Here is a 25,213-nt window from a genome sequence, read left to right on the forward strand (position 1 = left end):
ATGGCCGACAAAGTGAACAACCTTCAGGATATTTTCCTCAACAGCCTGCGCAAGTCGAAGACCCCGGTGACCATGTTCCTGGTCAAGGGCGTGAAGCTGCAGGGCATCATCACCTGGTTCGACAATTTTTCCGTGCTGCTGCGCCGGGATGGTCAATCGCAGCTGGTCTACAAGCATGCCATTTCGACGGTCATGCCGGCCCAGACGATGGACCTGACCGATCTGCGCAAGGCCAGTGACGGCAATGGCAAGCCGCGCCTGCTGCAGGAGATCTTCCTGAGCGCCGTGCGCAAGTCGGGCAGCCCGGTGACCATGTTCCTGGTCAACGGCGTGATGCTCCAGGGCGAGATCGCCGCCTTCGACCTGTTCTGCATGCTGCTTGAACGCGACGGCATGGTGCAGCTGGTTTACAAGCACGCCATTTCGACCGTGCAACCGCTCCATTCGCTCGACCTGTCGGGTGAGAACGAGCAGGACGACTGATCGTCCATGCCGCATCCGGTCTTCCCGCCGATCCGCGCGGGTAGACCGGAGCGCGGCCAGATGCTCTAAGCTGACATGGCCATATTCAATCGCGACTCCGAGGACGAAGTGGCGCGCGGTGCGCGTGCCGTCGTCGTGCATGCCGAAACCCATGGCGGCGACCGCCGCGACAGCGACGCCCGGCTGGAGGAAGCCCGAGGCCTCGCCCTGGCGATCGGCATCGATGTGCGCGCCGCCCAGAGCTTCCGCGTCCGTGACCGCAAGCCCGCCACGCTATTCGGTAGCGGCCAGGTCGACCAGATCGCCACGCTGGTGAACCAGGAAGAGGCGGAACTGGTCATCGTCGACAATGCGCTGACCCCGGTGCAGCAGAGCAATCTGGAAAAGGGAACCGGTGCCAAGGTGATCGACCGGACCGGGCTGATCCTGGAAATTTTCGGCGAGCGCGCGGCCACCAATGAAGGGCGTCTGCAGGTCGAACTCGCCCATCTCGATTACCAGGCCGGGCGTCTGGTGCGCAGCTGGACCCATCTTGAGCGCCAGCGCGGCGGCTTCGGCTTCCTGGGTGGTCCGGGCGAAACCCAGATCGAGGCGGACCGGCGCATGATCCGCGACCGCATGGCCAAGATCCGGCGCGAACTGGATCAGGTGACCAAGACACGCGGCCTGCATCGCGCCCGGCGCCAGCGTGCGCCCTGGCCGGTGATCGCGCTGGTGGGATATACCAATGCCGGCAAATCGACCCTGTTCAACCGCCTGACCGGCGCCGAAGTGATGGCCGAAGATCTGCTGTTCGCCACGCTCGATCCGACGATGCGGCAGATCGTGCTACCGGGGCTCGACAAGGCGATCCTGTCCGACACGGTGGGCTTCGTCTCCGACCTTCCGACCCAGTTGATCGCGGCCTTCCGTGCGACGCTGGAGGAAGTGCTGTCGGCCGATATCATCGTCCATGTCCGCGACATCGCCCATCCCGATACCGAAGCGCAGCGCGACGACGTGCTCGATGTGCTGAGCGAACTGGGCGTGGCCGGCGAAGGCGCCTTGGAGCGTGGCGATGGCGAGGCTGATCCGCCGCCGATCATCGAGGCGTGGAACAAGCTGGACCTGCTCGACACAGAGAGTGCCGCGCAGGCGCGCGAGATTGCGGCGCGGCATGATGATGTCGTTATCATCTCTGCCTTGACCGGCGAAGGTGTCGAGGGGCTGCAGCGGGCTATCAGCAGCCGGCTGACCCGTGGCGCAAGGGTTCACAGCCTACGCCTGCCGATCAGCGATGGTGCGGCCCTTGCCTGGCTGCACGAGCATGGCGAGGTGCTGGCGACTCGGCCGAGCGAAGCGGAGATGCAGGTGGATGTCCGCCTGTCCGACTCCGGCCTCGCCCGCTTCCTCAAGCGCGACCGTTAATCAGGCAGTCGCGCCACGAAATCCTGTACGACGCGGGCCGAATTGGCCGAGGCGAGCGCCATGAAGACGCTCATCTGGTTCTGCTCGGCGTCGCCACCGGCGAGATCCGAGAGGCTGCGGAAGGCCAGGAAGGGCACGCGATTGGCATAGGCGACCTGTGCCACCGCCGCGCTTTCCATGTCCAGCACCTGCGCCTGGAAGGTCGCGAACAGATATTGGCGATAGGCGGCATTGTCCATGAAGGCCGGGCCGCTGATGCCGCGCCCGCCGACATGCAGGCTGGGCTGGTGCGGCAGGCATTTGGCGGCGGCCGCGTCGGCGCAGCGGGCCAGGCTTTCCGAGGATGAGAGGGCGCGGGCGATGGTAAGTAGGGCGGGATCGGCCGGGAAGGCGCGGTGCCAGCTCTTGGCTTCGGCCTCATTGCCGACCTCGACATCGCGCGGGAAGATCATGCCATAATTGGGCAGGTCGTTGCCCGGCGTGCGGAAGATCGGGGCGTAGCCGCCCGGCGCCTCGCGCGCGATCGTGCTTTCCATGAACTGGCCCCAGTCGGCCGCGACCACGACATCGCCAATATGCAGCGACGGATCGATGCCGCCGGCAATGCCGGAAAAGAGGATACGCTTCACCGCGAAGCGATCGACCAGCCACTGGGTGGTCATGGCGGCATTGACCATGCTGACGCCGCTTTCGACCAGCAGCACCGGCTTGCCGGCCATCTGGCCAAGCGTCACGGGCACGCCGTTGACGCGGACGGTCCGCGGCTGCTCGATCCGGCCGACGAGCGCGGCATGTTCGGGTGGGAAGGCGGTCATGATCGCGGTGCGGGGCCGCTCATCGAGCTTCTGGGCGAGGGCAGGGGATGCGGTCAGCAGGCCGACCAGGGCGAGGAGGAACTTCATGCGGCGGCAACCCAGGCAAAGCGGATGACGATCAATATGGCGAGGAGAAATAGCAGCCAGTCGGCGCGGCTCATCTTGCCGCGCAGCAGCTTCAGGATCGCATGAGCGACAATGCCGAAGGCGATGCCGTTGGCGATCGAGAAGGTGAGGGGGATGAGGGCAAGGGTGAGGAAGGCGGGAACAGCCTCGAACGGTTCTTCCCAACTGACCTCGACCAGCGGCGCCATCATCAGGCTGCCGACCAGGATCAGCGCTGGCGCCGTCGCATAGAGCGGCACCAGGCCGGCATAGGGCGCAGCGAAGATGGTGATGAGGAAGAGGAGGCCGGTGACGATGGCGGTAAGGCCTGTACGACCGCCGGCTGCGACGCCGGCTGCGCTTTCGACATAGGAGGTGACGGTGCTGGTGCCCGCCGTCGCGCCGACCATGGTGGCGGCCGCGTCGGCGATCAGGATGCGGTTGAGATTGGGCACGCTACCATCGGGGCGAGCGAGGCCGGCGCGCTTGGTCACCGCCATCAGCGTGCCGAGATTGTCGAACAGGTCGACGAACAGGAAGACGAAGATGATTTCCAGCACGCCGATGCCATGGCTGCCGGCGAAGACTGCACCAAGATCGAGATGGAAGGCCGTGCTGCCCAGCGCCGATACATCATAGGGCGTCGGCGTGAAATGCAGCGCGCCAACCAGCCAGCCGAGCAGGGTGGTGGCAACGATGCCGATCAGGATCGCGCCCCGGACCTGGCGGATCGACAGGCCTGCGATCAGCGTCAGGCCGAACAGGGTGAGCAGCACCGGCGCGGAGCGAAGGTCGCCAAGCGCCACCGAGGTGGCGCTGTTGGAAACGACGATACCGGCATTGCGCAGGCCGATGAAGGCGATGAACAGGCCGATGCCCCCGGCAACCGCCGCCAGCAGATGGGGCGGGATGGCGGCCAGGATCATCTGGCGGATGCCCGCCAGGGTCAGCGCCAGAAAGGCGACGCCCGAGAGGAAGACGCAGCCCAGCGCGACCGGCCAGGGAATGCCCAAGCCCAGCACGACCGAATAGGTGAAATAGGCATTGAGCCCCATGCCCGGTGCCAGTGCCAGGGGCACGTTCGCGACCATCCCCATCAGGATGCTGGCGAAGGCGGCGGCGAAACAGGTCGCGGCGGCGACGCCGACCAGCGGCATGCCGGCCTCGCTCAGGATCGCCGGGTTGACCAGCACGATATAGGCCATGGTGAGGAAGGTGGTGATGCCGGCGACGATTTCCGTGCGCACATTGCTGCCGCGCGCGGCTATCTGGAAACGGCTGTCGAGCCAGGACGACAGGGGAGCCGTCATTGCGCGCAACCGGCCAGGAAAACGGAAGGGGCCATGGCCGGCCCGGACAGCGAAGTTGACACCAGATACCCCCTATGCGCGATGGTCGCGATTGTGCGCCCTATGCCGCTGCGCACGCGCCGCGTCAAAGGTAACGATGCATCACAAATGTGTCGACCAGCCCCAGCGTTGGATGGGCAAAGGCATCTGGCACGCGGCCGACAATGGCAAAGCCCATTGCCTGCCACAGCGCGACTGCGCGGCTGTTGGAGGAAACCACGAAATTATATTGCATGGCGCTGAAGCCCAGACCGCGGGCCAGATCGAAGGAGGCGGCGCACATGCGCCTGGCAACGCCACGCCCGGTTGCGTGGCCCGCCGTGACATAGCCGGCATTGGCGACATGGCGGCCGCCGCCGGCCTGGTTGGCCCGGACGTAGAAGATGCCGAGCAGGGCGCCATCCTCCTCGACGACGCGGACGGTGCGGTCCGGCGACAGCCACAGGGCAAGGGCGTCTTCGCGACTGATCGCGCGATCGACCGCCAGGGTTTCGCCGGCGCGGAGCACCGGCTCCAACATGGCCCAGATCGCGTCATGATCCGCCGGCGTGACCGGCCTGATCATTCCGCCTGCTTCGCCTGCTGCCATAGCGCTTCCTTCTCTTCGAGCGACAGGCCCACGAACGCGTCGCCGGCAATCGCCTCCATCTGACGGAAACGACGATCGAACTTGGCATTTCCGCCACGCAAGGCGACTTCGGGGTCAATCTTGAGATGGCGTGCGAGGTTCACGACGGCAAAGAGGAGGTCGCCGACCTCTTCCTCCCGATGGGCATGGCTGGTCGCGCTGGCGACCTCGTCCAGTTCCTCATGGATCTTCGCGATCGCGCCCTGGGCGTCGGGCCAGTCGAAGCCGGTGCGGGCGGCCCGCTTCTGCAGCTTTTCGGCGCGCAGCAGCGCCGGAAGCGCCTGTGCCACGCCGGCCATGGCGCTCGGGTCGGGGATCTTGTCGGCGCGTTCGGCCGCCTTGATGCTTTCCCATTGGGCATGGCCATCCTCGCGCCGGGCGCCTTCGCCAAAGACATGGGGATGACGCCGGATCATCTTCGCCGCGATACTGTCGATCACATCCTGCAAGCGGAAATGGCCGGCCTGTTCGGCGATGCGGCTGTGGAAGACGACCTGCAGCAGCAAGTCGCCCAGTTCATCGCGCAGGTCGGCCATGTCATTGCGCTCGATCGCATCGGCCACTTCATAGGCTTCCTCGATCGTATAGGGGGCGATGCTGGCGAAATCCTGCTCGACGTCCCAGGGGCAACCGGTGTCCGGATCGCGCAGCCGCGCCATGACATCGGCGATCGGCATGATATCGGCGGGACTGGCTTTGGACATGGGAACCTTCGCATTGGCTGCTGATGGGCCTGCGGATAGGCGTTTGCCGGATACAAGGCCACCCCCGATGTCGAACGGAGCGCCGATAGGCGGATATGGTGCCCATGGGGACGCGCATTGGAGCCTGTGGGAGGGTTATTCCGCTGCGGCGACGACATCCTCGTCCTTGACCGCATTGTTCGTCCGGACCTGCACGACCCGACCCCGGTCGAGATGAATGATGACGTCGGCAAGTGCGACGAGCGATGCCGTATGGGCTATGGCCAATATGGTGATATGGCCCCGTAAACCGGCAATCGCGGTTTCGATCTTAGTTTGTGCGTCGATATCGAGCGCGCTGGTCGCCTCGTCCAGGATCAGCAGCCTGGGATGGCGCAGCAACGCGCGCGCGAGGGCGATGCGCTGCCTTTCCCCGCCGGACAGACGGCTGCCACGATCGCCGACCACGGTATCGAGTCCCTGGGGCAGGGCACCGACGAACTGCCGGGCATTGGCGGCGTCGAGGGCGTTCCACAACTCCTCATCGCTCGCATCCGCCTTGCCGATGCGCAAATTGGTTGCGATGCTGTCATGCAACAGGAAGACGTCCTGGGGCATATAGGCGATCTGGGACCGCCATTGCCGATCATCCTGGGCAAGGTTGACACCGTCGACCAGAATCTGGCCTTCGCTGGGATCGAGCAGCCCCATCAGCATGTCCGCTATGGTGCTCTTGCCTGCACCCGAAGGCCCGACCAGGGCAATGATCTTGCCGGCGGGCAATTCCAGATCGAGGTTCGCGATCGTCGGCGTGCCCGCGCCCTGATGGGTGATGGATACACGGTCGAAACGGACATGCCGGGTCAGGAGGGGCATCTGCCCGCGCTCCGGTCCTTCGGTGCGGTTCTGCTCTGCCGTGAAGATGCGCAGCAGCCTGGCGACATTCTCATAGCCTGGCAGGCAGAGGAGCAGTTGCTGGAGCGTGCTTTGCAGGGCGTTGAAGCGCGGCGCGAGGCGCATGAACAACAGCAGCATCGTCATCAACTGCGGCAGCGGCAGCGCGATGACGGCATAGGCCACATAGACGAACAGGGCTGCGGCCGCACCGCTTGCCAACTGGAACAGGGCGGTGCTGTTCGATGTCAGCCGGGCGAACTCGACAGTGCCGACGCGCAGCGTTTCCAGCAACCGATCCAAGCGTTGAAGATAATAGGGTTCGCTGTTGAAAGCCTTGGCGATCTTCATGCCGGTGATGAATTCGAACGCGACATATTGCCGTTCCTGCAGGGAATTCGACATGGATTGCGCATGGCGGGCGATCTTCCGGCGCACCGGGTACAGGCCGAACAGGGTCGCTGCGCCAACGGTCATGGCGAACAAGGTCATCTGCCAGGATATCAGCGTGGACAGCAGGCCATAGAGCGTCAGCCAGATGATATTCTGGCCAAATGACATGAGGCTGAAGACTGCGACCTGGATGCGATCGACATCGTTGCTGAGCGCATGGTTGAGATCCGACCCGCGCATGTTCGCGACCAGCGACCAGCGACCATAGCCGATGGCCGTGAACAGGCGCATGCGGATGTCGTCTACCGCCTGCTGCATCGTGCGGGTCATGAGGAGGAGGCGGCGGCGCGACACCAAGGCCTGAAACACCATGAGGCACAGCATTGCCGTCAGCAACCAGCCGAGCGATATGCTGCCAATCCAGGGCAGTTGAATGCTGCTCTGGGCCGCACCATGGTTGGTGCCGATCAGTTTCAGCAACGGGATCATCGCCAGCAGGGAGCAGCTTTCCAGAATGCTGCCGATCAGGATCAGCAACAGGATGACGGACGCCTGTCGGCCATATCCCCCGAGGGAAAAACGCGCGAAATCGCTGATCTGACGGAACTGGCTCACCTATGGTCCTCGCAGTCGGCGCGGACGAGTTCGACCGTCTCTTCCAGTCGATTGAGGGCATGCGGGACGTGCAGCGTTGCCACCTGGACGCAACGGGCCAGGGCAGCGCAGCCCTGCATGTGACGGGCCTCGTCGGCGGGCGAGAGCGCTGCCTTCCCGAAACGGGTTATGTAGGAGTAGCGCAGGATCGCCGACAGGGCCTGGGTTCCGGCAAGTCGGGTGAGGCCGGGCTGATCCCCCACGCGGTCGAGAACATAGAGGCGTTCGGGTTGAAGCTGATCATGGCGGAAATCGCCCATCAAGCGATGCTGGCGTTTGGAAAAGCCGGGATAGACCAATGGCAATGGCTGCGCTTCGGCCAGTTGCATGGCGTCTGCGGCCTCTTCCGCCAGCTTGAGTTGGCCATAGGCCGGCAGGATTTCGAGCGTGCCGTCCGGGTTGGCGCGGATCGCCAGGAGGTCGTCCGTCAGCAGACGATGGCCCGCCCGGAGGAAGGCTGCGGCGGTGGTGGATTTGCCCGCCAGTTTGTCGCCAACGAAGATGACGCCATGCCCGTCCAGGTCGATCGCGCTGGCGTGGAGCGTGATGTAGCCGCGCATGTGCAACGCCAGCGCCATGATCGGCCCCAGCAGAGGAAAGGGGAGGTAGGTCACCGGCGTATCGGGATAGGGCTGAATCTCGATGAGGTCGGGGCCGTGGAACTGGAAGGCCGCAACGTCGGGCCATGCCAGGAAATGCGTCCCGTCCGTGCGGAACTGCGTGATCACGCCCTCCTCGCGCGACGGCAAGGGCAGGTCGCGGCTGTAGATGATGCGGATGTCGGGCACGGATCCCGCCGGGGCGGTCGTCAGTTCCGGCAGCGGAACATCCGATTCGATCGTCAGCCCAAAGGCACGATAAAGGGACGAGGCCTTGCTGGCGGGGGCAAGGGCGGGCTGAGGCGTTGGGCCCATCTTCATGTCATCCTCCTGCATGTACGATGTGAAATTTAGCCCTCGGAGCGACGGGCCGGGATCGTCTTGCAAGCCAGCGGCCCAGGCTTGCGACCCGGTAGGCAGCGAATAAGGGGGCGGCATCATTGGCCATGGACTGATCGAACTGCGTGATGGCCGCGCGGGCGACATCAATGTCGACAAATGGCGCCAACATGTCAGCCTGCGCATCCAGCATCGTCAGCAAGGATGCCCGGTGACGCGCCATGCCTGTTCCCAACTGGCCGGCAAAGTTGAACTTGTCGCGCCGCAGCCGGACCTGCTCTGGCAACAGGCCTGCCATGGCGTTCCGCAGGGATGCGCGCGGATAGCCATTGTCGAGCTTGGCGTGGGCCGGGAGCGATACGCAGAATTCGACGAGACGGCGATCATAGAATGGGAAGCACAGGCGCACTCCGGCTGCAGCCGCCGAACGATCCAGCACTTCAAACGCATAGGGTTGTTGTGGCGATGTCAGGGTCGACAGGTGGCGCTGCTGCTCGGTCTGATAGGCCGAGCGGCTGGGCATTGTCGCTGCCCGGCGCAAAGCTATGTCTGTACGACGGACGAGGTCCGGTGCGACGAGCGCGGTCGTGAAGTTCGGTGAGGTGCGGGGCGGATGTGCATGGTGGACGATGCGCCGCCAATTCTGCCGGAATCGCCGTATCGTCGCGATATGATCGAAATGGGGGGACGCTGCCTGCCAGGTCGAACAGCGGAGAATATGGGCCAAGCCATGTGCTTCGCGCAACAAGGTGGCCCAGCGTCGTTCCATGGCCAGTTCGTTCAGCCGCCCAAACCCGTGGGAAACGACTTCATCGCCGCCATGTCCGTCCAGAAGGCGGGGAAGCCCCAGTTGCCGGGCCCTATGATAGAGGCGTCGTGAACTGCCCAGATTGTAGGCGAGGCAGGGGCCGTCCTGTTCAGTCAGGATCATGTCCAGTTCCTGCAGCGGATCCTGATGCTCGGTGGGCAGGAAATGGGGGGCAAAACGCCCTGCTTGCAGAATGGCTTCTATGTGCGGGCCATCCGTCCAGTTGGGACTTGTGTCGAATGTCATGGACAGGCTTGGCACGGGCGGTCCCGCCGCCGCCGCCCGCAAGCGCGATGCCATCATGGCGATGGACGAGGAGTCCAGCCCTCCGCTGAGCATCACGCCGGCTTGTTCGCTGATCCGACAAGAGACCGCCTGTTCGAACAAATGCCGAAACTGCTCGGCGGTTTCCTCATCCTTGGGCGGCTGCGATGCCTCCAGATGCCAGTAACGGCTGATGGTGAGTTCGTCGCGCGTGACCTGAATGACGTGCCCTGGCGGCAGACGCCGGATTTCGCGATATAGCGTCGTCTGGGCATCGCCGACTATGCCGGCGACAAAATCTGCTGCACCAACTTCGTCGATGGCGGATGAAATCTCCGAACCGAGCAGCGCGCCAATCGTTGTCGCTGCCATGAACAGCCTGGGCGAAGCATGATAGTAGAACGGGCGGACGCCGAAATGGTCACGGGCGCCAAATAATGTCTGTGTCGCTTCGTCCCAGAGCACAAAGGCGAAGTCGCCCAGCAACATGGAGGCGCAGTCTGTGCCATAGCGCTCGTACAGTGCGGCTATCAGGCTGGCTTCAGGGAGGGCGGGGCGGGGAGGAAGGCCGAGCCGTGCCTCGATTTCTGCGCGATTGTCGAGCCGGACGTCGGCGGCCACAATGAGGTCCGGACGCCGCTTCTCATGGTCCAACGCCTCCATGCCAGCCCCGGCAAGAATCGTCGGGCCGCTATCGATCGCGCAACGAACCCCGCGTGATACCAGGGAGGCGATGCCTTCACCGGGCCAATGCCGTGCCGGCCGGCCATCGCGGTGGAACAGGCCGGCAAAAGCATTCATTGCCGGACCAGTCCGTCCAGGTCCGCCAGGACGTTGAAGCCGGCCAAGTCCTGTCGTCTGCCGCCAATAATGGGCCTTGCACGATGGTCGAGCAGCCAGGCATGGGCCTGGAAGCTGCCATCTTCGGAGCGGCGTACACCGATCCGGATCCAGCTTTCATGTCCCATCCAGGCGAGCAACGTCCGTGTGGCCACGGCCTGGGTCAGGCACGTGGCGCCGGGAACAAGTCGTGCGACGATGCTGACAGCGCGGGCGACTTGGCGCACCCAGAGCGGATTGCGCTGGCCAGTGGATTGCGGCAACCATTCGCACAGGCGCGCATAGCTGGTGAGGCTGAGGGCAAGACGGACAGCCAATACCACAGACAGTGCGACCGGCAGCAGGAGTGCCAGAAGCAGCCCTGCCAAAGTGCGATCAGGACGCCGGCGCATGCTGGACGCTGATCAATGTGAACTGCGACAGGTTGCTTAACAGGCTCTCCAGATCCTTGCGGCACTGTTCCGGTCGGACGTCAAAGCGTTGTTCGATATTGTCCTGCAGTGCGCCGACACTGGTGGGGGTCGCGATCGTTTCCCAGACATGGACGCCGACGCGATTGAGCGCGAAATAGCGGCTGGAGGTCAGGTCCAGTAGAACTCTCTCATTGTCTAGGTCGCAAAACACGATGTTGGGATCTGCTGCCACGATTGTCGCGGATGGCCAGGCGATCGTCATCTTTCTTCCCCGCTTCCAAGGGCTTTGCAGGAGAATGGACGCCCCCTCTGTCCGAGAAGGGCGTCCACCCTGTCAGGAGAACGTGAGCTCGCCGCGCGGCGTACCGTCCGGGAAGGTCGCGTCCAGGCTTTCGCCATAGGACGTGCCCTGCGTCAGCGATTCGAACGAGCCGAGTTCGACGAGCTCGGGCGATTCATAAGACTCCTTTTCCATACTCAACTCCTCATCATCTGCTGAACCATTCAGCGGGTATAAATTGATCGTAAGTAAATGTTTAAGTCAAATTCCAATCCATCCGCGGTAACACCTATAGGTATAAACACATATCGCCATGATTTAACTTTGTAGGGCAATGTTTTGCATAAGCTAACATTCAAGGCGTGACTGATGTGTTGTTAGATCCCTCCCGCAAGGCACGGAAAATCGTGGACATCGTGAGATGCCATGTGGCCCTGTCCGTTCCGCAGATGATCGTTAGCGTCCCCTCTCCGGCGATCGACGCGGACGATTGGGCGGACATCATAACAGTTGGGAAATCTTGTAAACTTCTGCTGCACCTTGGTGCCGGGCTCCGCGCCGCTGGGCAGCATATTCCGGACGCCTTCTCGCGCGAGGAGGACAGGTTCAGGAAGTTGACGCTCGCGATGAACGGCGTGAACATCGCTACAATAACCAATATATCTAAAACTCTAATCCATGATGAGCTGCGATTTATAGTTTTCAAAGGGCCGCTTGCTCAGAGAAGAATCTATGGCGGATACTTTCATCGTCCCTCATCGGATGTTGATATCCTGATTGATCGCGGTGATCTGCGTCGCTGCACTGCGCTTCTCCAGGCGGCAGGTTATTTCCTGCCCGCGGAATGTGATCGTATCTGGTGGCGTGCGTTTCTGGGAGAGCAGCATTTCTTCTCGCGTTCGCCGAACCAGGCAACGGTCGACGTTCATCATCGGCTCCAGCAGCCGGGTTGTCCGCACCCCATGGACGTGGGCGCGTTTCTGCGTGAGCCGGCGGATCAGGAATTGGGGCAAGTGAAGGTTCCCTGCATATCGCCAATCCACGAAACCCTGTTGGCAAGCCTGAGCTTCGTGAAGTCTCTGACCCAGCATTGCCACGCAGCGGCCTATCTTCTGGATTTCTGCGCCGCGATTGCCGGGCTCGATCATGCGGCCTTGGCGATTTTGCATCAACGGGCAACGGAGCAGAATATCGAGCATAGTCTGCGCATTACCCTGGCCTGTGCCGAAAGCATGTTCGGCTTGGAAGTGCCGGAATTTGCGGAGCCACTGCCGATCTCGGACCTGTTTGGCGCGGATTTGTCCCTGGCCGTCTTCACGCCCGATGATCCGTCCATTGCCTGGCCGCGCTTGCGGCATTTGCTGTGGCGGCTATGCGATAACCGGCGAGCCGGCCAGAAACTGGGAACATATATGTGGGTCGGTGGCAGCTTCCTGGCGTCCAAGGCAGCGCGCAAGATACCGGGATGGCCGAAGGAAGATCCCACCATTATCCATGTTGCGCCTGTTGCCGCATCGGGCTGATCGCTCTGCGTGAAAAAGCATCACACCGTTGCGAACAGATAGTCGGCGTCACTGGCCGCGCGGATCAGGGGAGTGGGTTGGGTCAGCAACCAGCACTCCCCCGCCCGCCAGGTCAGGCCATCGATGTCCCCGCGCCCCCGCAACGGAATGAACCAGGCGAGACCGCTGTTGGTCACGTGCAGCGCGTCTCCGCCCTGCATATGTGCCAGTCGCAAACCGAAAGGCCCATCATCTAGCAGGACGCCGCTGCAGCCAAGTGGACGATGCAGGGCAACAGCAGGGCGCTGCTCGGTTTGCAGATCTCCGGCGGTCGCCTTCGTCTCAAGGCCGCGAGTGCGGTCATGTCCATCGCGATTGCAGGTCAGGTCGATATTCTGCTGCACTTCGACAAGAGATATGCCGGCGCCAATGGCATATATGGTGCCAGCCGGCACGAAATAGAAATCGCCGGCGCGAGCCGGCCGCCAATCGATGAACTGCGCCCATGCTTCAATTTCCGCCGCATGGTGCTGCAGCGGCTGTTTCAGCGGAACGATCGTGCCGATGCCGATCATCGATGCAGGCTCCGCCTCGAGGATGTACCAGCATTCTTCCTGGCCGGTGGATTCGCGGTGGGCGTGAATATGGGTCGACAATCTAACGCTGGTATAGATGTACCTAACCTGTAGCGGGGGCTTGGTTCCGGACGGAGATCCAAACCACAATTCGCCGATGCGCTTGCCCAATTTGTCGACAGGGTGGTTAGGGGCGACGTCCTTTCCCCAGATCTTTTCCACGAAATTTGGCTGAAGCTTAATACTTGGCATCGGGCATGCCTTGCGTTGTACCTTTTCGCAGGGCGATCGATTGCCTCCGAGGTCTCATGCTCGTCTCCCGCAAGGAATGAGTTCATGAGAGTGATTGATTGGCAGCGGATTGAAATCCGTTCGAACACCTAATCGACTGGCAGGATTGCGCAAGACAAGCTTGTCCATTCTTCCAGTTGGCCGCGCCTGTTTGACTGGTCAGGAAGAAGGGCTTTCTGCCGCTAACGGCAACGGTCGTGTCGCGGCATGGCCGTTCAGGGCATCGGTCAGCTTGCGACGGACCCAATTGCCGACGGGGCGTTCAAACATCTCGTTAGACAGGCCGGCGACGGCCAAGGACAAGATTGTCGCGATCAGGATCTGCATGGGCATGCTGATGCCCCATGCAGGCCCGGCGAGGCGAACCAATTGAAGGATGGGCATGTGGAGCAGATAGAGCGAGAAGCTATATGCACCCAGTCGGCGCATCAACGGATTGCCCCATAGCATGTCGTTGAACGGATGACGGATTGCTGTGCCCAGAATGACCAAGGCGCAGGCAACGATCTTCAAAGGGTCTGCATAGTAGATGATGTGTTTCGGATCGTTGGTCACGGGCGGGAATACCCATGCGCTGACTGAAGCAGGGGGTGCGATGAGGACCCAGATAAAGGCCGCGGTGAACAGCAGCAGCGGCGGGAATAATCGCGTCATGCGGTCTTCCGGGATCTGTCGGACCAGTACTGCGCAGAGAATTCCGGTCATGAAGATGTGCATCTTAGCCAGGGCAAAGATGCCCGGCAGCCAAGGGCTCGCTGCATAGCAGCCTGCCACGATCAGCCCGATCAGCACATATAGCCAGCCGCGTAGCGGTTGCTTCGCATGGGTGGCCGCCCAGATCGCCGGGAAGAGAAAGTAGAATTGGAACTCCGGCCCGATCGACCAGAAGACCGATACGGTACTGGTGAATGTTCCCTGCCGGACCAGTTCGATCAGTCCGATCGGATAGATGAAATCGGCGTAAACGAAGCGATAGATCAGGAAGGATAGCAGCGAGACACAGGCGTAGAGCGGCACGATGCGCGCTATGCGCGCCGCAGCGTAGGACGCCAACGCATCTCGGTCGGGCGTTCTGGGGAGGTAGAGATGGCCCATGAGAAAGCCGCTGAGCGTGAAGAACAGCAGGACGCCATAATCGCCGGCGCGCGGATGCAGAAGTTCCGGATAGCCGAACGTGCGGAAGTGGCAGAATACGACGAGCAGGGCAGCAAAGCCTCTGATGCCGTCGAGCGCCGGTATATGACGGCCAGGGCTCATGCGGCGTTTCCTTCCATGCGCGTCAGGCGTCCGCGGGCATAACAGAAGCCGTAGACGACCCACATCAGGGCGGCTGTCTTGATTGACAGCAGTGAATTGCTGATGGGCAGGCAGAGTGCGAGGAAGAGCATAATGCCATGCTTTGCCATCCGGTTGCCGGGATCGCGACCAAAGCTGCTGCAGGCGAGTGCTAACCAGAGCCCGATCGCGATCACCACGGATTGAGCCTGGACGAAATCGGCCCAGCCGGCGTCATCGAACCGGACCCGATCCGCACGGACGCCCAACAACTGGTCAAGGTCCATCGATCGCAGTGCATCGAGCCCGACGCTGAGTCGTCCGGGAAGATTGTCTTGGTGCTCCGCCAGAATTCCCAGCGCTTCGCCCCCGACCAATGCGACAAGCAGCAACGGCAGATAGGCGACGCTCCATTGATCCGGAACATAGGCGCTGATCGGCAGATAGAGGCAGAAGAGCAGGATCACGCTGAGCGCAAGCCTGCCATCGCACGTGACCAGCAGCACCGTCGTCGAAACCAGCATGAACAGTCGCGCGCCGTTCGACAGAGACCGCCACATCGCCGCCGTGAAGATGGTACCGACGATGGCCCAGTTGCCGAGCGATACCGGCTCCAGAAACAGCGATGATCCGCGATGCAGGCCAAGGCCATCGAGCAGCATGCGGCCGCCGGGACGTTCCGAACTAAGAAATAGGTCGCCACCGGCCCAGAAGGCATCTGCGTCATAGCCACGGGTCTGCACATAATAGTCGATCACGCGAAAGGTTGAACCAAAGCCGCCAGGGCTCGCCAGTTCCCACAGGCCGACCAACATGATCAGCAATTGCAACGACAACACTGTCTGACGCAGCAACGCGCCTTCAATGCGGGTTCCAAGCAGGATGAAGGCCGGGATCAACAATATGTCGCCCAGGATCTTGGGTTCGAAATATCCCTTGATCGCGCTCGTCAGCAGCGCCGAAAGGACCATGATCCAGGTCAGCGCCAGCCACCGAAAACTATGTTGAACCGGTTGCATGGTCCCGACCAGCAGCGCGGTCAGAACGATGCTGCCCTGCGCGGCGGACACGATGCCGGCGGTCATCGGGAATAGATGCGCGTTGACCCAGGCCAGGGCCGGATTGAAGAGGACCGTGGCGACAAGCAGTCCGGCGGCGACATAGTTGACGAGCCTGTCATGGATCAGGCTGCGTCGATGCACCGCGTCGCGCCGCGCGCGAGCCGGTAGAGAAAGGGCAATCTCAGCCAAGAGAAGCCTCGACGAGCCTGGCGGCAACATCGCTCCAATCCTTGCTCGCCACCGGGCTGCGGCCAGCGTTCAGTGCCCGATCAAAAGCCTCGACCATTTCCTGCGGGTGATCAGGCCGGTAACCAAAGCGCAGGGCATGGTCGCCAACGGCGAAATCGGGGCAAACGGCGGGCAGACCGATTGCCTTATATTGCAGGAGTTTGAGGCTGGAATCCGCGAGATAGGCGGCGGCAGCTGCGCGCTGATAGGCCGCGATCCCGACATCGGCATGCTGGAGATAGGGCAGCGTTTGCGCAAAAGGCATCTCTTCATGCTGGATCACATTGGTCGGAAAGACGCTCTTGGGCGATCCGATGGTGTGGAAGGTGAATTCCGGGCGTGCCAGCGCGAGGGTGCGGATCGCCCCGGCATCGAACAGCATCGATCCGACTGTGACTGCGTTGCGCTTGGTCGCGTAGGGACTGTCTGTTGCCTGATTGAGCAAAGCAGTATCGACGCCATGCGGAATGAATAATTTGGGGCAGCTGAAGGCCTCGAAATGCGGGAGCATGGAGCGGGCGACGACCACGATCAGGTCGATATCGGCCTCCGATTGCCAAAGCATGTCTTCAATGCATTCAGGCACGCCGGCGGTGGATAGAAGATCCGTGGCCCGATAGACGATCCGCGCCGAGGGTGCGACGGCTCGGATGCGCTTCAGCAATGCCGGCGCAATGCCGGATTCGACGATGATGATGTCTGCCGCGCCTGCCGCTTCGTCCAGCGCGGTGCAGCGGTTTCTGGCCCATTTGCTGTAAAGCCAGGATTCCACCTTGCTCGATACCGGCAACTTCACCGGATGCCATGCGCTGCGCCACAGATAGGCCTGAAGCCCGTCCACCTGTTCCCAGGCATTGGCGCGATCAAACAGATCGGCCCGGCTGTCGCCACGCAGGCGCGACAGCCAGCTGTAGCCGATCGACATGAAGGTCACCTGATGGCCCTGTTGCGCCATATGGCGCGCCACGAAATGCACGCTCGCGCGGCGCCGGGTCCGATAGTCATGGCGCGAGATGATGAGGACGCGGTGTCCTTCGGCGTGAACTGGCTGTGGCTTTGCGGCGGATTGTCCGATCATGAACGGGCCTCCGTGCTGGCAAGGATCTCGTCATAATAGTCTTCCAGGGCGGCTACGCGGTTGCGGAGGTCGAACTTGGCGGCCACATGGGACCGGCCGGCTCGGCCAAAATCGCCGCACAGGTCCGGCGCCCCCAGAAGCGTTTGCAGATGGTCGGCAAAATCGTGGCTGTTGCGCGATCGTGCGAGCAGCCCGGTCATGCCGGGTTTGATCGCTTCGCGCATCGGGCCATCGTCAAACGCGATCACTGCCATGCCCATCGCCTGCGCTTCCATCAGCACGATGGGAAGCCCTTCGGAATCGCCGTTTGCCGCGCGCACGCTCGGCATCGCGAAGATGCGGTGACGGGCCATGGCCGCGAAGACCTCCGCGCGAGATCGTGCGCCCAGGAAATGCGGCTGGATGCCAAGCCGGTGGGCCTGGGCGACCAGGGCGGGCATCAGGGGGCCGCCGCCGATAATGGTGAGCGGTTCGCTTCGGACGCGTTCTGGCAGTTTCGCCCAGGCGTCGAGCAGGAAATTGACCCCCTTCTTTTCGACCAGACGGCCGACGAAGAGGGCGCCCCGGCGGCCATGGGCGGCGGGTGGCGGCGGCAGGCTGGACGTGTCGATACCCAGCGGAATGACGCGCAGCTTGTGGTCGGGATAACCTGCGTCGAGCAGGCACTGCTTGATCCACTGGGATACGCAGATGATCCCATGGGCGTAACGCAGAAGGAAGGGCTTGAGCATCAGATACCAAAGTCCCTCGGTGCGGCGCGCATGTTCGCGCGCCGTCACCGTTGCATCATAGCCATGGGCGGTGACGACCAGCGGTATGTTCCTTCGCGCGGCAAGGGACAGGATGTTCGCCCCATCCTGCAGGAAATGCGCGTGGATCAATCGCGTCGAGGGAGCCGACAGGACATCGCCGACATGGCGATATCGGCCGGTCAGTCGATTATAGACTTTTTCATATTTGCCCGCCTGGGCGCGATGCAACAGATGGGGAGTGTGACCGTTAATAGAGTATCCGTTCAATATGTTCTCAGTTATTATGATCGGATTATATCTATTAAGACCCTGTATGTGATCTGATATGAAGGTTTCAGAAAGAGGAAGGAAGCCTCTTCTGTATATTGCAACGTTGGGTGTGCCAGATAATTCCACTAGGTGAAATTCCTCAATTCGTTGCGGTTTCATCGATTGGTATATCGAAGCTTATTATCGCTTTCGAGTAAGGCATAACACCTATGCAAATTCCCGCGATTGCCCCTGCGCCCCCCCTTGTCAGTGTCGTGATTGCGGCGTTCAACGCCGAGGACAGCCTGGATCGCGCGGTGCAATCTGCGCTTGCGCAGAAACTCCCGGTGGAGGTGATCATCGTCGATGACGCGTCCGGCGACAAAACCGTGGCAATCGCCGAGCGTTTGATGGAGCAGGACCCACGGGTGCGACTGGTGCTAAGCGAGGCCAATGGTGGCCCTTCGGTCGCGCGGAATCTGGGGATTGGGGCCGCGCGGGGCGAATGGATCGCGATACTGGACGCCGATGATGCGTTCGCACCGGGCAGGCTGGTTCATCTGACCGCGCTCGGCGATCGGCATGACGCCGATCTGGTCGCGGACAATCTGTTTTTCTATGATTGGCACGCCGGCACAGTGGTCGGGACGGCATTGTCGCGGACAGCGCAGCCGATCCGGCATATCCGACCGGCGGAATTCGTCCGCAACGCGATCACAGGGCGCTCGCCGTTCGATTTCGGCCAGCTCAAGCCGATCTTTCGTCGCCGCTTCCTGACGACCCGTTGTCTGCGCTACCCGCCCCAGTTGCGGCACGGCGAAGATTTCGCCTTCATCATCGATTGCCTGCTGGCGGACGGTCGCTTCATTCTGAGTGCAGAGCCGCATTATCTGTTCACTCAGCGGCAGGGCTCCATTTCGGATCAGGGATCGGGGCAATCCCGGACATTACTGAACCTGGATGCAATGCGTGCCCATAGTCTTGCCATGCTGGATCTGCCCCGCGTTCGCGATGATCGTGTTCTGTCACGGTTGTTGGCTCGTCGCGCCAGCGCCATAAGGCAGCAGCATAGCTGGAACCGCGTCTATCCGCATCTTCGCGCACGCAAGCCGATGGCATTGCTGGAGGCTATGATGACGGACTGGAGCAACTGGCCCATGCTGGGACGCCATCTGATCCGCCGCTGGCACCATCGCGCGCAGATGGCGCGGATAGTTCAGCCCGAACGCACCAGCTTGTCGAATTCGACGCTGAGCTGATCGACACGGTTGGCAAAGATCCGATCGTCGCTCAGAAATCCCGCCTCACTCTTCAATTGTTCAAGTGCCGAGGCGATGCGGCTGTGTTGCCGTCGGTTCCATGTGGCGATACGCCGCGCGACCGCGGGTGGTTGTGGCAGACGCCGCGGCAGGGCGAGCAGATGATGTTTCAGTTTGGGCCGCACGGACATCCACCAGCCGCGCTGTTCACGACGGGTCATCTGCCTTTGATGCGCAAGCGCGCCTTCTGCATCAGGATGCGCAAGTCGATAATGTTCACCGACCAGACGCCGGACCCCGTCGCGATAGGCAGTATCCAACGTCGCGGTAGGCAATATTCGCGGCTCATAGGGCAAGTTGAGGGAAAGTGACCAGTCGAGCCATTTGAAGCTGTTGATCCTTCCCGAACTGGAGACCGGAATCCAGGGAACGCGCAGCGTATCGGCGATGATCGCTGCGTGCATCGAATCGGCGATCACCAGACGTGACCGGCGGATTTCGTCGATGACCTGATGCGCGCATTGCCGCGGGTCCACCAGCTTTACGTCGGCGGTGGCGCAGGCGGCAGCCCAGTCGCCTTCATCCATCGCCTCATAGTGGGGAATGAAGATGGGCCGGCCGCGCTCAGCTTCGGGTAGGGGGTTGAGCCGATCCAGCGTGGAAAGCAGCAGCGCGCCATCGGCAATCGCCCGATCCGGGCGGTTGAGGACGCGCGCCGTGAGCGGGCCGCGTAACGCCACCACATCCCAGCGATCGGTCGAGAAATCCTCGGGCACCGGCCTATAGCCCAGGCCACTGGAGAAAATTCTGATCCGCGATGCGGGCGGCATTTGATTGCCGATGATCGTGCCGATGCCGCAGAACAGCGTATCGGCTTCGTCGGACCAACGGCCGGGAGCAAGCTCCTCCCACAGCCAGCCGTTGAGGTCATCGCCAAAATTCCCTTCCTTGGCGCGATAATAGAAGAGTTTCATGTCATGGCCTCGTCCAGGCGGGGGCTGTGCCAGCGCATCTTTCGAATGATGATGTCGCGCCATAATGGCAGCAGCGAGACGTTCATGAGCCGATAGGCATCCAGGATGATGCGACGCTGCTCACCATTTTTCAGGCCCTGATAGACACGGGGGTGAAGCAGGATCGCCGCCATCTCTCGGCGCAAGATCATGATGCGCTGGTCGGTCAGGCACGCGGCAGCGGCGCTGATGCCCGGCGTAATCTTCATCAATCGATTGGCGAGTACCATCGACATGAGGCGGCGCAGATTTTTGGCACCAAGGCGCTCATGCGCATCGCGATAAAGATTGATACCTTCTCCCCGCTGGGCCTTGGCCAGCTTGGAGAAGCAGATCCCCTCAACGCTGTGCGCCAGCCGCACCCACATCAGCCAGTCTTCGCCGGCATAGCGAAGCCGTTCCTCGAACCGGAGATCGCGCATCGCCCTGCGGCGCAGGATTACGGCGGATGTCTGGCAGAGATATTCCTGCACCATGAATTGCCCCGCGCGGTCGGGCTGCAGGCGATAGATTTGCCCCCCCAGAGGCAGGGGTTCGAACGCATCCTCATTGGCGCCCTGCGCAAAGAGTGTCAGCGAGGCGAACAGGCTGGACGGCGGCATGGCGCTGTCGCAGAAATAGAAATCATGCCCCAGTTCGAGCGCGTCCACGCCTTGTTGCAGATGATCTGGCGCCCAACTGTCATCGGAGTCCAGGAAGGCGACATAGTCGATGTCGGGTCCGATCTGATCAAGTCCGTGATTGCGCGCAGCAGCGGGGCCGGCGTTCGATTGCTGCACGGTCCGGAGGTTCAGCCAGGGTGGCAATTCCATGTCTGCCAGTTCGTCCTGCGCCGGAATGGGCGAACTATCGTCGATTATGAGGAGCTCCACCTCGGTGGGCGCGGTGAATGTTTGCGCAACGATCGAGCGGAGGGCCTGTTGCAGGATACCCCGTTCACGCTGGAAATAGGGGATGATGACCGCGATCCGGCGCACGACCCGCAGTTCACTTGGGTAGGGCGGCACGGGATCAGGCGGCATCGGCGTTGCGGACAGCGTGGGAGTGGGGCGATGACGGCGGGATCGGGCCGTCCGAGTAGCCCCCCCTGGCGTCACGGATGGCATTCATGAGGAAGGTGACATTGCCGCGCAAATAGCGGTCTGCCAGTCGGGTCGGTTCGTTCATGAGCCGGAATATCCATTCCATGCGCATGCGGCGCAGCCAGCCAGGCGCGCGCGGGACATGGCCGGCGGTGAAATCGAGCAGGGCGCCCGCGCACAATATGGGGCGGCCGATATGGGATGCCCATTTGGCCGCCCACAATTCCTGGCGGGGGTTCCCCATGGCTGCGATTACCAGATCCGCGCCGCTTTCCCGAATATGGCGGCTCAGATGCTCCTCCTCTTGCGGGTCGAAGAAGCCATGTAGGGTGCCGACTATGCGAATATGGGGATGACGCTCTTCCAGGATCGCGGCTGCGCGCTCCGCGATGCCGGGGGCTGCGCCTACCAGGAATAGCCGGAGGCGGTCCGGATAGTTCTTCAGGAGTTGGGGAATGAAGTCGGTGCCGTTCAGATTGTGAGGGAAAGAGTTCCCGTAGCGGAGGCGACTTGCGATATCGACGCCGACGCCGTCATTAAGGACCAGCGCGTCGTTCAGTGCGGCAGCGACGCCCTCGACCCGCCGTGCCTGGTTGATCAGATGGGCATTGCCGAATGCGACCACGCGCGGCGACTGGTCCCTGATCAGATCGGAAACGGCTTTCAGCGCGTCGCTCTCCGAAAGAACGGCAAGGCGAAGCGGCCCGATCTGGCGGGTCTGACGTCCCAGAATATGTTCGTAGATGGCCGAGATCCTGGCGCTCACGCCCGGCCAACCATAAGCGAGCAGACCTGCGGCAGTGGTGGGGGAGGGTGAGCGTTGCTGCGCCTTGCGAATGTCCTGCAGGGTGCGCGCAGCGGACAGCGGATCGGCGAAATCGATCAGGCTGCCGGTATCGAGCTTGACGCAGGAGCGGCGATGCGCCGGAATGTCGCTGACGACTGGATAAAGCCCGGCGGACACCCCCTCGATCAGGGAAATACCGAAACCTTCATAGGCGCTGGGCGATGCGAAGATGGTACTACGGGCAATCAGCGCCTGCAGCGCCTCGTCGCTGGGGCTGTCATGAAATTCCACCAGATCGCCCAAACCGAGCTGTTCGACGATCTGTTGCAGATCGGCGAAGGTGACACCCATCGGCTTTCCCGCGATGATCAGCCGGGCCTTGCGGTCCAGCCTGTGCAGATGCGCGAACCAGCGGATCAACAGGTCGATCCGCTTGTTCGGCGCGATCCGGCCGAAATAGATGAAGCGATGCTCGGTGGAAGGCGATTGCGCAAGACCGGCGAACTTGACCGTGTCCACGCCATTTTCGACCAAGGTAAGTGCGCGACGATTGACCTTGGCGAAGGTCTCGTAGTCCGCTTCGCTGCAGGCGATGATCGCCCGATATCCAGCCAGTGAAAGGCGGGTCATGCTGTGAAAGTAGAATTGCTTCAATCGACGGGCATAGCCGGTATGAAAGAAGCCGCCATGCGTGGACAGGACCAGCGGTTTGCGGTGCAGCAGCCGGGTCAGTGCCAGATAGTCGGCGAAGAAATCGACAGCGTGGACATGGACGATGTCGCAATCGTCCAGATGGTGCAGCACGGATGGTGCGAGCGGATAGCGACGTCCACCCCGGTAGGGTACCCGGACCACTTCGACATCGTCGATGATTTCGCATCGTGGCAAGGGCGCGTCGTCGCCGTCGAAGATGCGGTCCAGGGTGATCATCCTGACCTGGTGCCCGGCGCGAGCCTGTTCGCGGCACAGATTTCTGGTGAAGCTTTCCAGCCCGCCGAGTCCGGGATGATATTGTCGGGAAATATGGGCGATTTTCATATCAGACCCCCTTGGTGCCGACGATCGCTGACCGCTAGATCAGCATGATGGTGCCGATCAGCACCGTGTTCAGCATGGTCATCTTGTTGATCACGGCCTTGAGCTCGCTGGTGGATGTCTGATCGCGCTGGACCGCAACGATCGCGCAATCGGCGCTGCCTGCCGCATGAGCGAGATCGTCGATATGGCTGGCGTCGACCAGGCACAGATCGAAATGGGCTGTCAGCGACGACAGGCGTTGCGACAGTGGCGCAAGCGGACTGCCGTCGATGGCGCAGCCATCCTGCTGGGGCGCGGCCATGACGAACAACGACCGGATACTGCTCGGCTGCACCAGCTGAAATGGCTCATCCATGTCGTCCGGCGAGCCTGTTCGTGCATTCATGCCAAGCAGGCGATGTTGAACGAAGCCGGAATGCTCCATGTCTACGATCAAGGTGCGCAGACCGCTCAGGGCTGCCGATACGGCGATATTCGCCGTCAATATGGCCGCCTGCTCGCTCGCCTCGATTGCGATGACCGCGATAGAGCCGGGCGCGCGACCGTCGGGATGGCGCATTGCAGACAGGGTCGACTGGATGTCCCGCGCTTGTTCCGCCAGCATTGCGCTGGGAGCGTGGATCACCGCGATCGCGGGATCGACATTGGCGTGGACAGTCGCCGTTTCCTCGCGCGTATCGCCATCGTAAGTCGGCGGCAGGCCGGGATAGACATCCTCTACCGGTTCAGTCGAGCGAAGCCTCATGACCAATTGCCTCCTTCGATACGGAGTTGCCTGCCGTTGACGCGCAGGTCTGCCTGACCAAGCAACGGCACGCCGGTAAGATAGGTGACGGTGTTACGGCTGCGGATGCGCGGACTGAGCCATTCGGCTAGGATGACCGAGCCGATTGCGAGCATGAGGGCCACCATCGTCATCATCAGGAACCGCACGCCGATATTGGGCGCGTTGGGGATCATCGGCGGTTCTGCAATGTCGAGCCGCACGATGTTGAGCGACGGAGCCGTGCTGGTGGCATGCAACTGCGAGAATTGTTCGGTCTGCGCCTCATATTCCTTGCGCGCCGATTCCACATTGCTTTCCAGCACGGCGAGCTTGCCGCGATCGGCCGCGAGCGACAGCATGCGCCCGCGATGCTGGTCGAGCAGGGCCTGCATCGTGCCCTGATTGGCCGATGCCGCCGAACTGGCGGCCGCCAGCGTGCCCGACATCTTGCCGGTTTCCTGGGCCAGACTGTCCTGCATCTGGCGCAACTGCTGCTGGGCGGCACGCATCGTCGCATGATTGGGGCCGAGTTCGGCAGCCATCTGGCTGATTTCCGCTGATTTGGCTGCGATCTGCGCCCTTAGCCCCTGGATCACCCCGCTCGATTGAATGTCGGGCATATTGGCGCCGCCCGCCGCGCGCGACCGGGCCTCCGCAGCAACGGCTTCGGCCGACGACAGTTTCGACGACAATTCGCTGAGGCGCGTGCTTTCCGCATCGATGGCGCCAGTGGCGACAATGCCATGGGCGCGCTGGAAATCGGCGAGCCGTGCCTGCGCCTCTTCCATTCGCTGTTCGGACGCGGCGATCTGTTTCTTGTACCAGGCAGCAAAGCGCTGGGCGAATTCGTTGCTGATGCCCAGGCGCGCATCATTGAAGGCCTGGGCGAAGCTGTTGGCCATCAACGCCGAACGCTGTGGATCGAGGCTGCGGTAGGAGACGTCGATCGTATTGCCGGTCGCGCTGGGCGAAACCTGCAAACCCGACTGGACGCTGCGGCTGATCCAGCCTTCGAAACTCTGGTTGCCGTTTGTCTGCTCCTGCCAACGTGCGCGCATGGCCGGATTTTTGAAAAGGCCAAGCCGCTCGGCCACCTTGCGGGCGATCACCTCGCTCTGCAGGATTCTGGACTCCGTCGCGAGCATGGATTCCCCGGTCGCCTCGTTCGATTTGCCGCCGGTCGGGTCCGGTGCGCGGTTGTCGAACAACAAGGTGGCGGTCGCGCGATATTCGCGTGGCGTGATCGCAATCCAAAGGACCGTCAGCGCCATGACGCAGCAGAAGATGGCGGCTGCCATTCTCC

At 62.1% G+C, this 25,213-nt stretch carries 24 protein-coding genes; 4 read left to right on the forward strand and 20 right to left on the reverse strand.

What is annotated here, in order from left to right:
- Both hfq and hflX read left to right on the forward strand, forming a co-directional pair.
- Entirely contained in the window at positions 1-483 is a 483-nt protein-coding gene (gene hfq, locus HH800_RS07725; protein WP_004212587.1) for an RNA chaperone Hfq, read from the forward strand.
- Positions 484-558: 75 nt separating this feature from the next.
- The gene (hflX, locus tag HH800_RS07730) at positions 559-1,890 is read left to right on the forward strand and encodes a GTPase HflX (protein WP_169860717.1); all 1,332 of its coding nucleotides are present in this window, start codon (positions 559-561) and stop codon (positions 1,888-1,890) included.
- On the opposite strand, the gene HH800_RS07735 is transcribed toward hflX, so the two are convergent.
- The 10 genes from HH800_RS07735 to HH800_RS07780 all read right to left on the reverse strand — a co-directional run bounded on the left by HH800_RS07735 (position 1,887) and on the right by HH800_RS07780 (position 11,149).
- Complete coding sequence (locus tag HH800_RS07735; RefSeq protein WP_169860718.1) at positions 1,887-2,792, reverse strand: 5'-methylthioadenosine/S-adenosylhomocysteine nucleosidase; 906 nt, start codon at positions 2,790-2,792, stop codon at positions 1,887-1,889. The two genes, hflX and HH800_RS07735, sit on opposite strands and share 4 nt — an antisense overlap.
- Entirely contained in the window at positions 2,789-4,120 is a 1,332-nt protein-coding gene (locus HH800_RS07740; RefSeq protein ID WP_169860719.1) for an NCS2 family permease, read from the reverse strand. The genes HH800_RS07735 and HH800_RS07740 overlap by 4 nt, the downstream gene beginning before the upstream one ends.
- Before the next feature lie 124 nt (positions 4,121-4,244).
- On the reverse strand, positions 4,245-4,748 hold the full coding sequence (locus tag HH800_RS07745) for a GNAT family N-acetyltransferase (protein WP_169860720.1): 504 nt from the start codon (positions 4,746-4,748) through the stop codon (positions 4,245-4,247).
- Positions 4,721-5,491 (reverse strand): nucleoside triphosphate pyrophosphohydrolase, encoded by a 771-nt coding sequence (gene mazG / locus HH800_RS07750; RefSeq protein WP_169860721.1) that lies wholly within the window; start codon positions 5,489-5,491, stop codon positions 4,721-4,723. Before mazG ends, HH800_RS07745 begins: the two co-directional genes overlap by 28 nt.
- 135 nt (positions 5,492-5,626) lie before the next feature.
- The gene (locus HH800_RS07755; RefSeq protein WP_169860722.1) at positions 5,627-7,372 is read right to left on the reverse strand and encodes an ABC transporter ATP-binding protein; all 1,746 of its coding nucleotides are present in this window, start codon (positions 7,370-7,372) and stop codon (positions 5,627-5,629) included.
- Positions 7,369-8,331 (reverse strand): hypothetical protein, encoded by a 963-nt coding sequence (locus HH800_RS07760; protein ID WP_107917686.1) that lies wholly within the window; start codon positions 8,329-8,331, stop codon positions 7,369-7,371. The genes HH800_RS07755 and HH800_RS07760 overlap by 4 nt, the downstream gene beginning before the upstream one ends.
- A 1-nt stretch (position 8,332) precedes the next feature.
- Complete coding sequence (locus tag HH800_RS07765) at positions 8,333-10,222, reverse strand: asparagine synthase-related protein (RefSeq protein ID WP_169860723.1); 1,890 nt, start codon at positions 10,220-10,222, stop codon at positions 8,333-8,335.
- Complete coding sequence (locus HH800_RS07770) at positions 10,219-10,653, reverse strand: lasso peptide biosynthesis B2 protein (protein WP_169860724.1); 435 nt, start codon at positions 10,651-10,653, stop codon at positions 10,219-10,221. Before HH800_RS07770 ends, HH800_RS07765 begins: the two co-directional genes overlap by 4 nt.
- Complete coding sequence (locus HH800_RS07775; protein ID WP_004212598.1) at positions 10,637-10,936, reverse strand: PqqD family protein; 300 nt, start codon at positions 10,934-10,936, stop codon at positions 10,637-10,639. The genes HH800_RS07770 and HH800_RS07775 overlap by 17 nt, the downstream gene beginning before the upstream one ends.
- A 72-nt stretch (positions 10,937-11,008) precedes the next feature.
- Positions 11,009-11,149 (reverse strand): lasso RiPP family leader peptide-containing protein, encoded by a 141-nt coding sequence (locus tag HH800_RS07780; protein ID WP_004212599.1) that lies wholly within the window; start codon positions 11,147-11,149, stop codon positions 11,009-11,011.
- Between the two features lie 167 nt (positions 11,150-11,316).
- On the opposite strand from HH800_RS07780, the gene HH800_RS07785 reads away from it, so the two are divergent.
- On the forward strand, positions 11,317-12,477 hold the full coding sequence (locus tag HH800_RS07785; RefSeq protein ID WP_169860725.1) for a nucleotidyltransferase family protein: 1,161 nt from the start codon (positions 11,317-11,319) through the stop codon (positions 12,475-12,477).
- A 20-nt stretch (positions 12,478-12,497) separates the two neighbouring features.
- Here HH800_RS07785 and HH800_RS07790 read toward each other — a convergent pair whose 3' ends face one another.
- The 5 genes from HH800_RS07790 to HH800_RS07810 form a co-directional block, all read right to left on the reverse strand.
- Complete coding sequence (locus tag HH800_RS07790) at positions 12,498-13,283, reverse strand: class I mannose-6-phosphate isomerase (RefSeq protein ID WP_235682044.1); 786 nt, start codon at positions 13,281-13,283, stop codon at positions 12,498-12,500.
- Positions 13,284-13,481: 198 nt separating this feature from the next.
- Positions 13,482-14,579, reverse strand: coding sequence for an acyltransferase family protein (locus HH800_RS07795; protein ID WP_169860726.1), 1,098 nt, complete (start codon positions 14,577-14,579; stop codon positions 13,482-13,484).
- Entirely contained in the window at positions 14,576-15,847 is a 1,272-nt protein-coding gene (locus HH800_RS07800; RefSeq protein WP_169860727.1) for a polysaccharide biosynthesis protein GumE, read from the reverse strand. Before HH800_RS07800 ends, HH800_RS07795 begins: the two co-directional genes overlap by 4 nt.
- Entirely contained in the window at positions 15,840-16,964 is a 1,125-nt protein-coding gene (locus HH800_RS07805; RefSeq protein ID WP_097383306.1) for a polysaccharide biosynthesis protein GumK, read from the reverse strand. The genes HH800_RS07800 and HH800_RS07805 overlap by 8 nt, the downstream gene beginning before the upstream one ends.
- Positions 16,961-17,944, reverse strand: coding sequence for a glycosyltransferase (locus HH800_RS07810; RefSeq protein WP_169860728.1), 984 nt, complete (start codon positions 17,942-17,944; stop codon positions 16,961-16,963). The genes HH800_RS07805 and HH800_RS07810 overlap by 4 nt, the downstream gene beginning before the upstream one ends.
- 251 nt (positions 17,945-18,195) lie before the next feature.
- Here HH800_RS07810 and HH800_RS07815 point away from each other — a divergent pair, with 251 nt between their 5' ends.
- Positions 18,196-19,224, forward strand: a complete 1,029-nt coding sequence (locus HH800_RS07815) for a glycosyltransferase family 2 protein (RefSeq protein ID WP_169860729.1) — start codon at positions 18,196-18,198, stop codon at positions 19,222-19,224.
- Here HH800_RS07815 and HH800_RS07820 read toward each other — a convergent pair.
- The 5 genes from HH800_RS07820 to HH800_RS07840 are packed head-to-tail and all read right to left on the reverse strand — an operon-like array spanning position 19,182 to position 25,208.
- The gene (locus HH800_RS07820) at positions 19,182-20,261 is read right to left on the reverse strand and encodes a polysaccharide pyruvyl transferase family protein (RefSeq protein WP_235682046.1); all 1,080 of its coding nucleotides are present in this window, start codon (positions 20,259-20,261) and stop codon (positions 19,182-19,184) included. The genes HH800_RS07815 and HH800_RS07820 overlap by 43 nt on opposite strands.
- A complete protein-coding gene (locus tag HH800_RS07825; RefSeq protein WP_169860730.1) occupies positions 20,195-21,259 on the reverse strand; it encodes a glycosyltransferase family A protein in 1,065 nt (354 codons plus the stop codon). The genes HH800_RS07820 and HH800_RS07825 overlap by 67 nt, the downstream gene beginning before the upstream one ends.
- Entirely contained in the window at positions 21,249-23,144 is a 1,896-nt protein-coding gene (locus tag HH800_RS07830; RefSeq protein WP_169860731.1) for a WecB/TagA/CpsF family glycosyltransferase, read from the reverse strand. Before HH800_RS07830 ends, HH800_RS07825 begins: the two co-directional genes overlap by 11 nt.
- Positions 23,145-23,178: 34 nt before the next feature.
- Positions 23,179-23,889 carry a tyrosine-protein kinase family protein gene (locus tag HH800_RS07835; RefSeq protein ID WP_017502682.1) on the reverse strand — a complete coding sequence of 237 codons (711 nt, stop codon included), beginning with the start codon at positions 23,887-23,889 and terminating at the stop codon, positions 23,179-23,181.
- Entirely contained in the window at positions 23,886-25,208 is a 1,323-nt protein-coding gene (locus tag HH800_RS07840) for an exopolysaccharide biosynthesis protein (RefSeq protein WP_235682047.1), read from the reverse strand. Before HH800_RS07840 ends, HH800_RS07835 begins: the two co-directional genes overlap by 4 nt.
- Between the last annotated feature and the right edge of the window lie 5 nt (positions 25,209-25,213).

Origin of the sequence: Sphingobium yanoikuyae, assembly GCF_013001025.1 — a bacterium.
Taxonomy (GTDB): Bacteria; Pseudomonadota; Alphaproteobacteria; order Sphingomonadales; family Sphingomonadaceae; genus Sphingobium; species Sphingobium yanoikuyae_A.

Bases quoted from the DNA above. Each gene is read 5' to 3' on its own strand.
- hfq (WP_004212587.1), top strand. From the start codon at position 1: ATGGCCGACAAAGTGAACAACCTTCAGGATATTTTCCTCAACAGCCTG.
- hflX (WP_169860717.1), top strand. From the start codon at position 559: ATGGCCATATTCAATCGCGACTCCGAGGACGAAGTGGCGCGCGGTGCG.
- HH800_RS07735 (WP_169860718.1), bottom strand. From the start codon at position 2,792: ATGAAGTTCCTCCTCGCCCTGGTCGGCCTGCTGACCGCATCCCCTGCC.
- HH800_RS07740 (WP_169860719.1), bottom strand. From the start codon at position 4,120: ATGACGGCTCCCCTGTCGTCCTGGCTCGACAGCCGTTTCCAGATAGCC.
- HH800_RS07745 (WP_169860720.1), bottom strand. From the start codon at position 4,748: ATGGCAGCAGGCGAAGCAGGCGGAATGATCAGGCCGGTCACGCCGGCG.
- mazG (WP_169860721.1), bottom strand. From the start codon at position 5,491: ATGTCCAAAGCCAGTCCCGCCGATATCATGCCGATCGCCGATGTCATG.
- HH800_RS07760 (WP_107917686.1), bottom strand. From the start codon at position 8,331: ATGAAGATGGGCCCAACGCCTCAGCCCGCCCTTGCCCCCGCCAGCAAG.
- HH800_RS07765 (WP_169860723.1), bottom strand. From the start codon at position 10,222: ATGAATGCTTTTGCCGGCCTGTTCCACCGCGATGGCCGGCCGGCACGG.
- HH800_RS07770 (WP_169860724.1), bottom strand. From the start codon at position 10,653: ATGCGCCGGCGTCCTGATCGCACTTTGGCAGGGCTGCTTCTGGCACTC.
- HH800_RS07775 (WP_004212598.1), bottom strand. From the start codon at position 10,936: ATGACGATCGCCTGGCCATCCGCGACAATCGTGGCAGCAGATCCCAAC.
- HH800_RS07780 (WP_004212599.1), bottom strand. From the start codon at position 11,149: ATGGAAAAGGAGTCTTATGAATCGCCCGAGCTCGTCGAACTCGGCTCG.
- HH800_RS07790 (WP_235682044.1), bottom strand. From the start codon at position 13,283: ATGCCAAGTATTAAGCTTCAGCCAAATTTCGTGGAAAAGATCTGGGGA.
- HH800_RS07795 (WP_169860726.1), bottom strand. From the start codon at position 14,579: ATGAGCCCTGGCCGTCATATACCGGCGCTCGACGGCATCAGAGGCTTT.
- HH800_RS07805 (WP_097383306.1), bottom strand. From the start codon at position 16,964: ATGATCGGACAATCCGCCGCAAAGCCACAGCCAGTTCACGCCGAAGGA.
- HH800_RS07815 (WP_169860729.1), top strand. From the start codon at position 18,196: ATGCAAATTCCCGCGATTGCCCCTGCGCCCCCCCTTGTCAGTGTCGTG.
- HH800_RS07820 (WP_235682046.1), bottom strand. From the start codon at position 20,261: ATGGCGCGACATCATCATTCGAAAGATGCGCTGGCACAGCCCCCGCCT.
- HH800_RS07825 (WP_169860730.1), bottom strand. From the start codon at position 21,259: ATGCCGCCTGATCCCGTGCCGCCCTACCCAAGTGAACTGCGGGTCGTG.
- HH800_RS07830 (WP_169860731.1), bottom strand. From the start codon at position 23,144: ATGAAAATCGCCCATATTTCCCGACAATATCATCCCGGACTCGGCGGG.
- HH800_RS07835 (WP_017502682.1), bottom strand. From the start codon at position 23,889: ATGAGGCTTCGCTCGACTGAACCGGTAGAGGATGTCTATCCCGGCCTG.
- HH800_RS07840 (WP_235682047.1), bottom strand. From the start codon at position 25,208: ATGGCAGCCGCCATCTTCTGCTGCGTCATGGCGCTGACGGTCCTTTGG.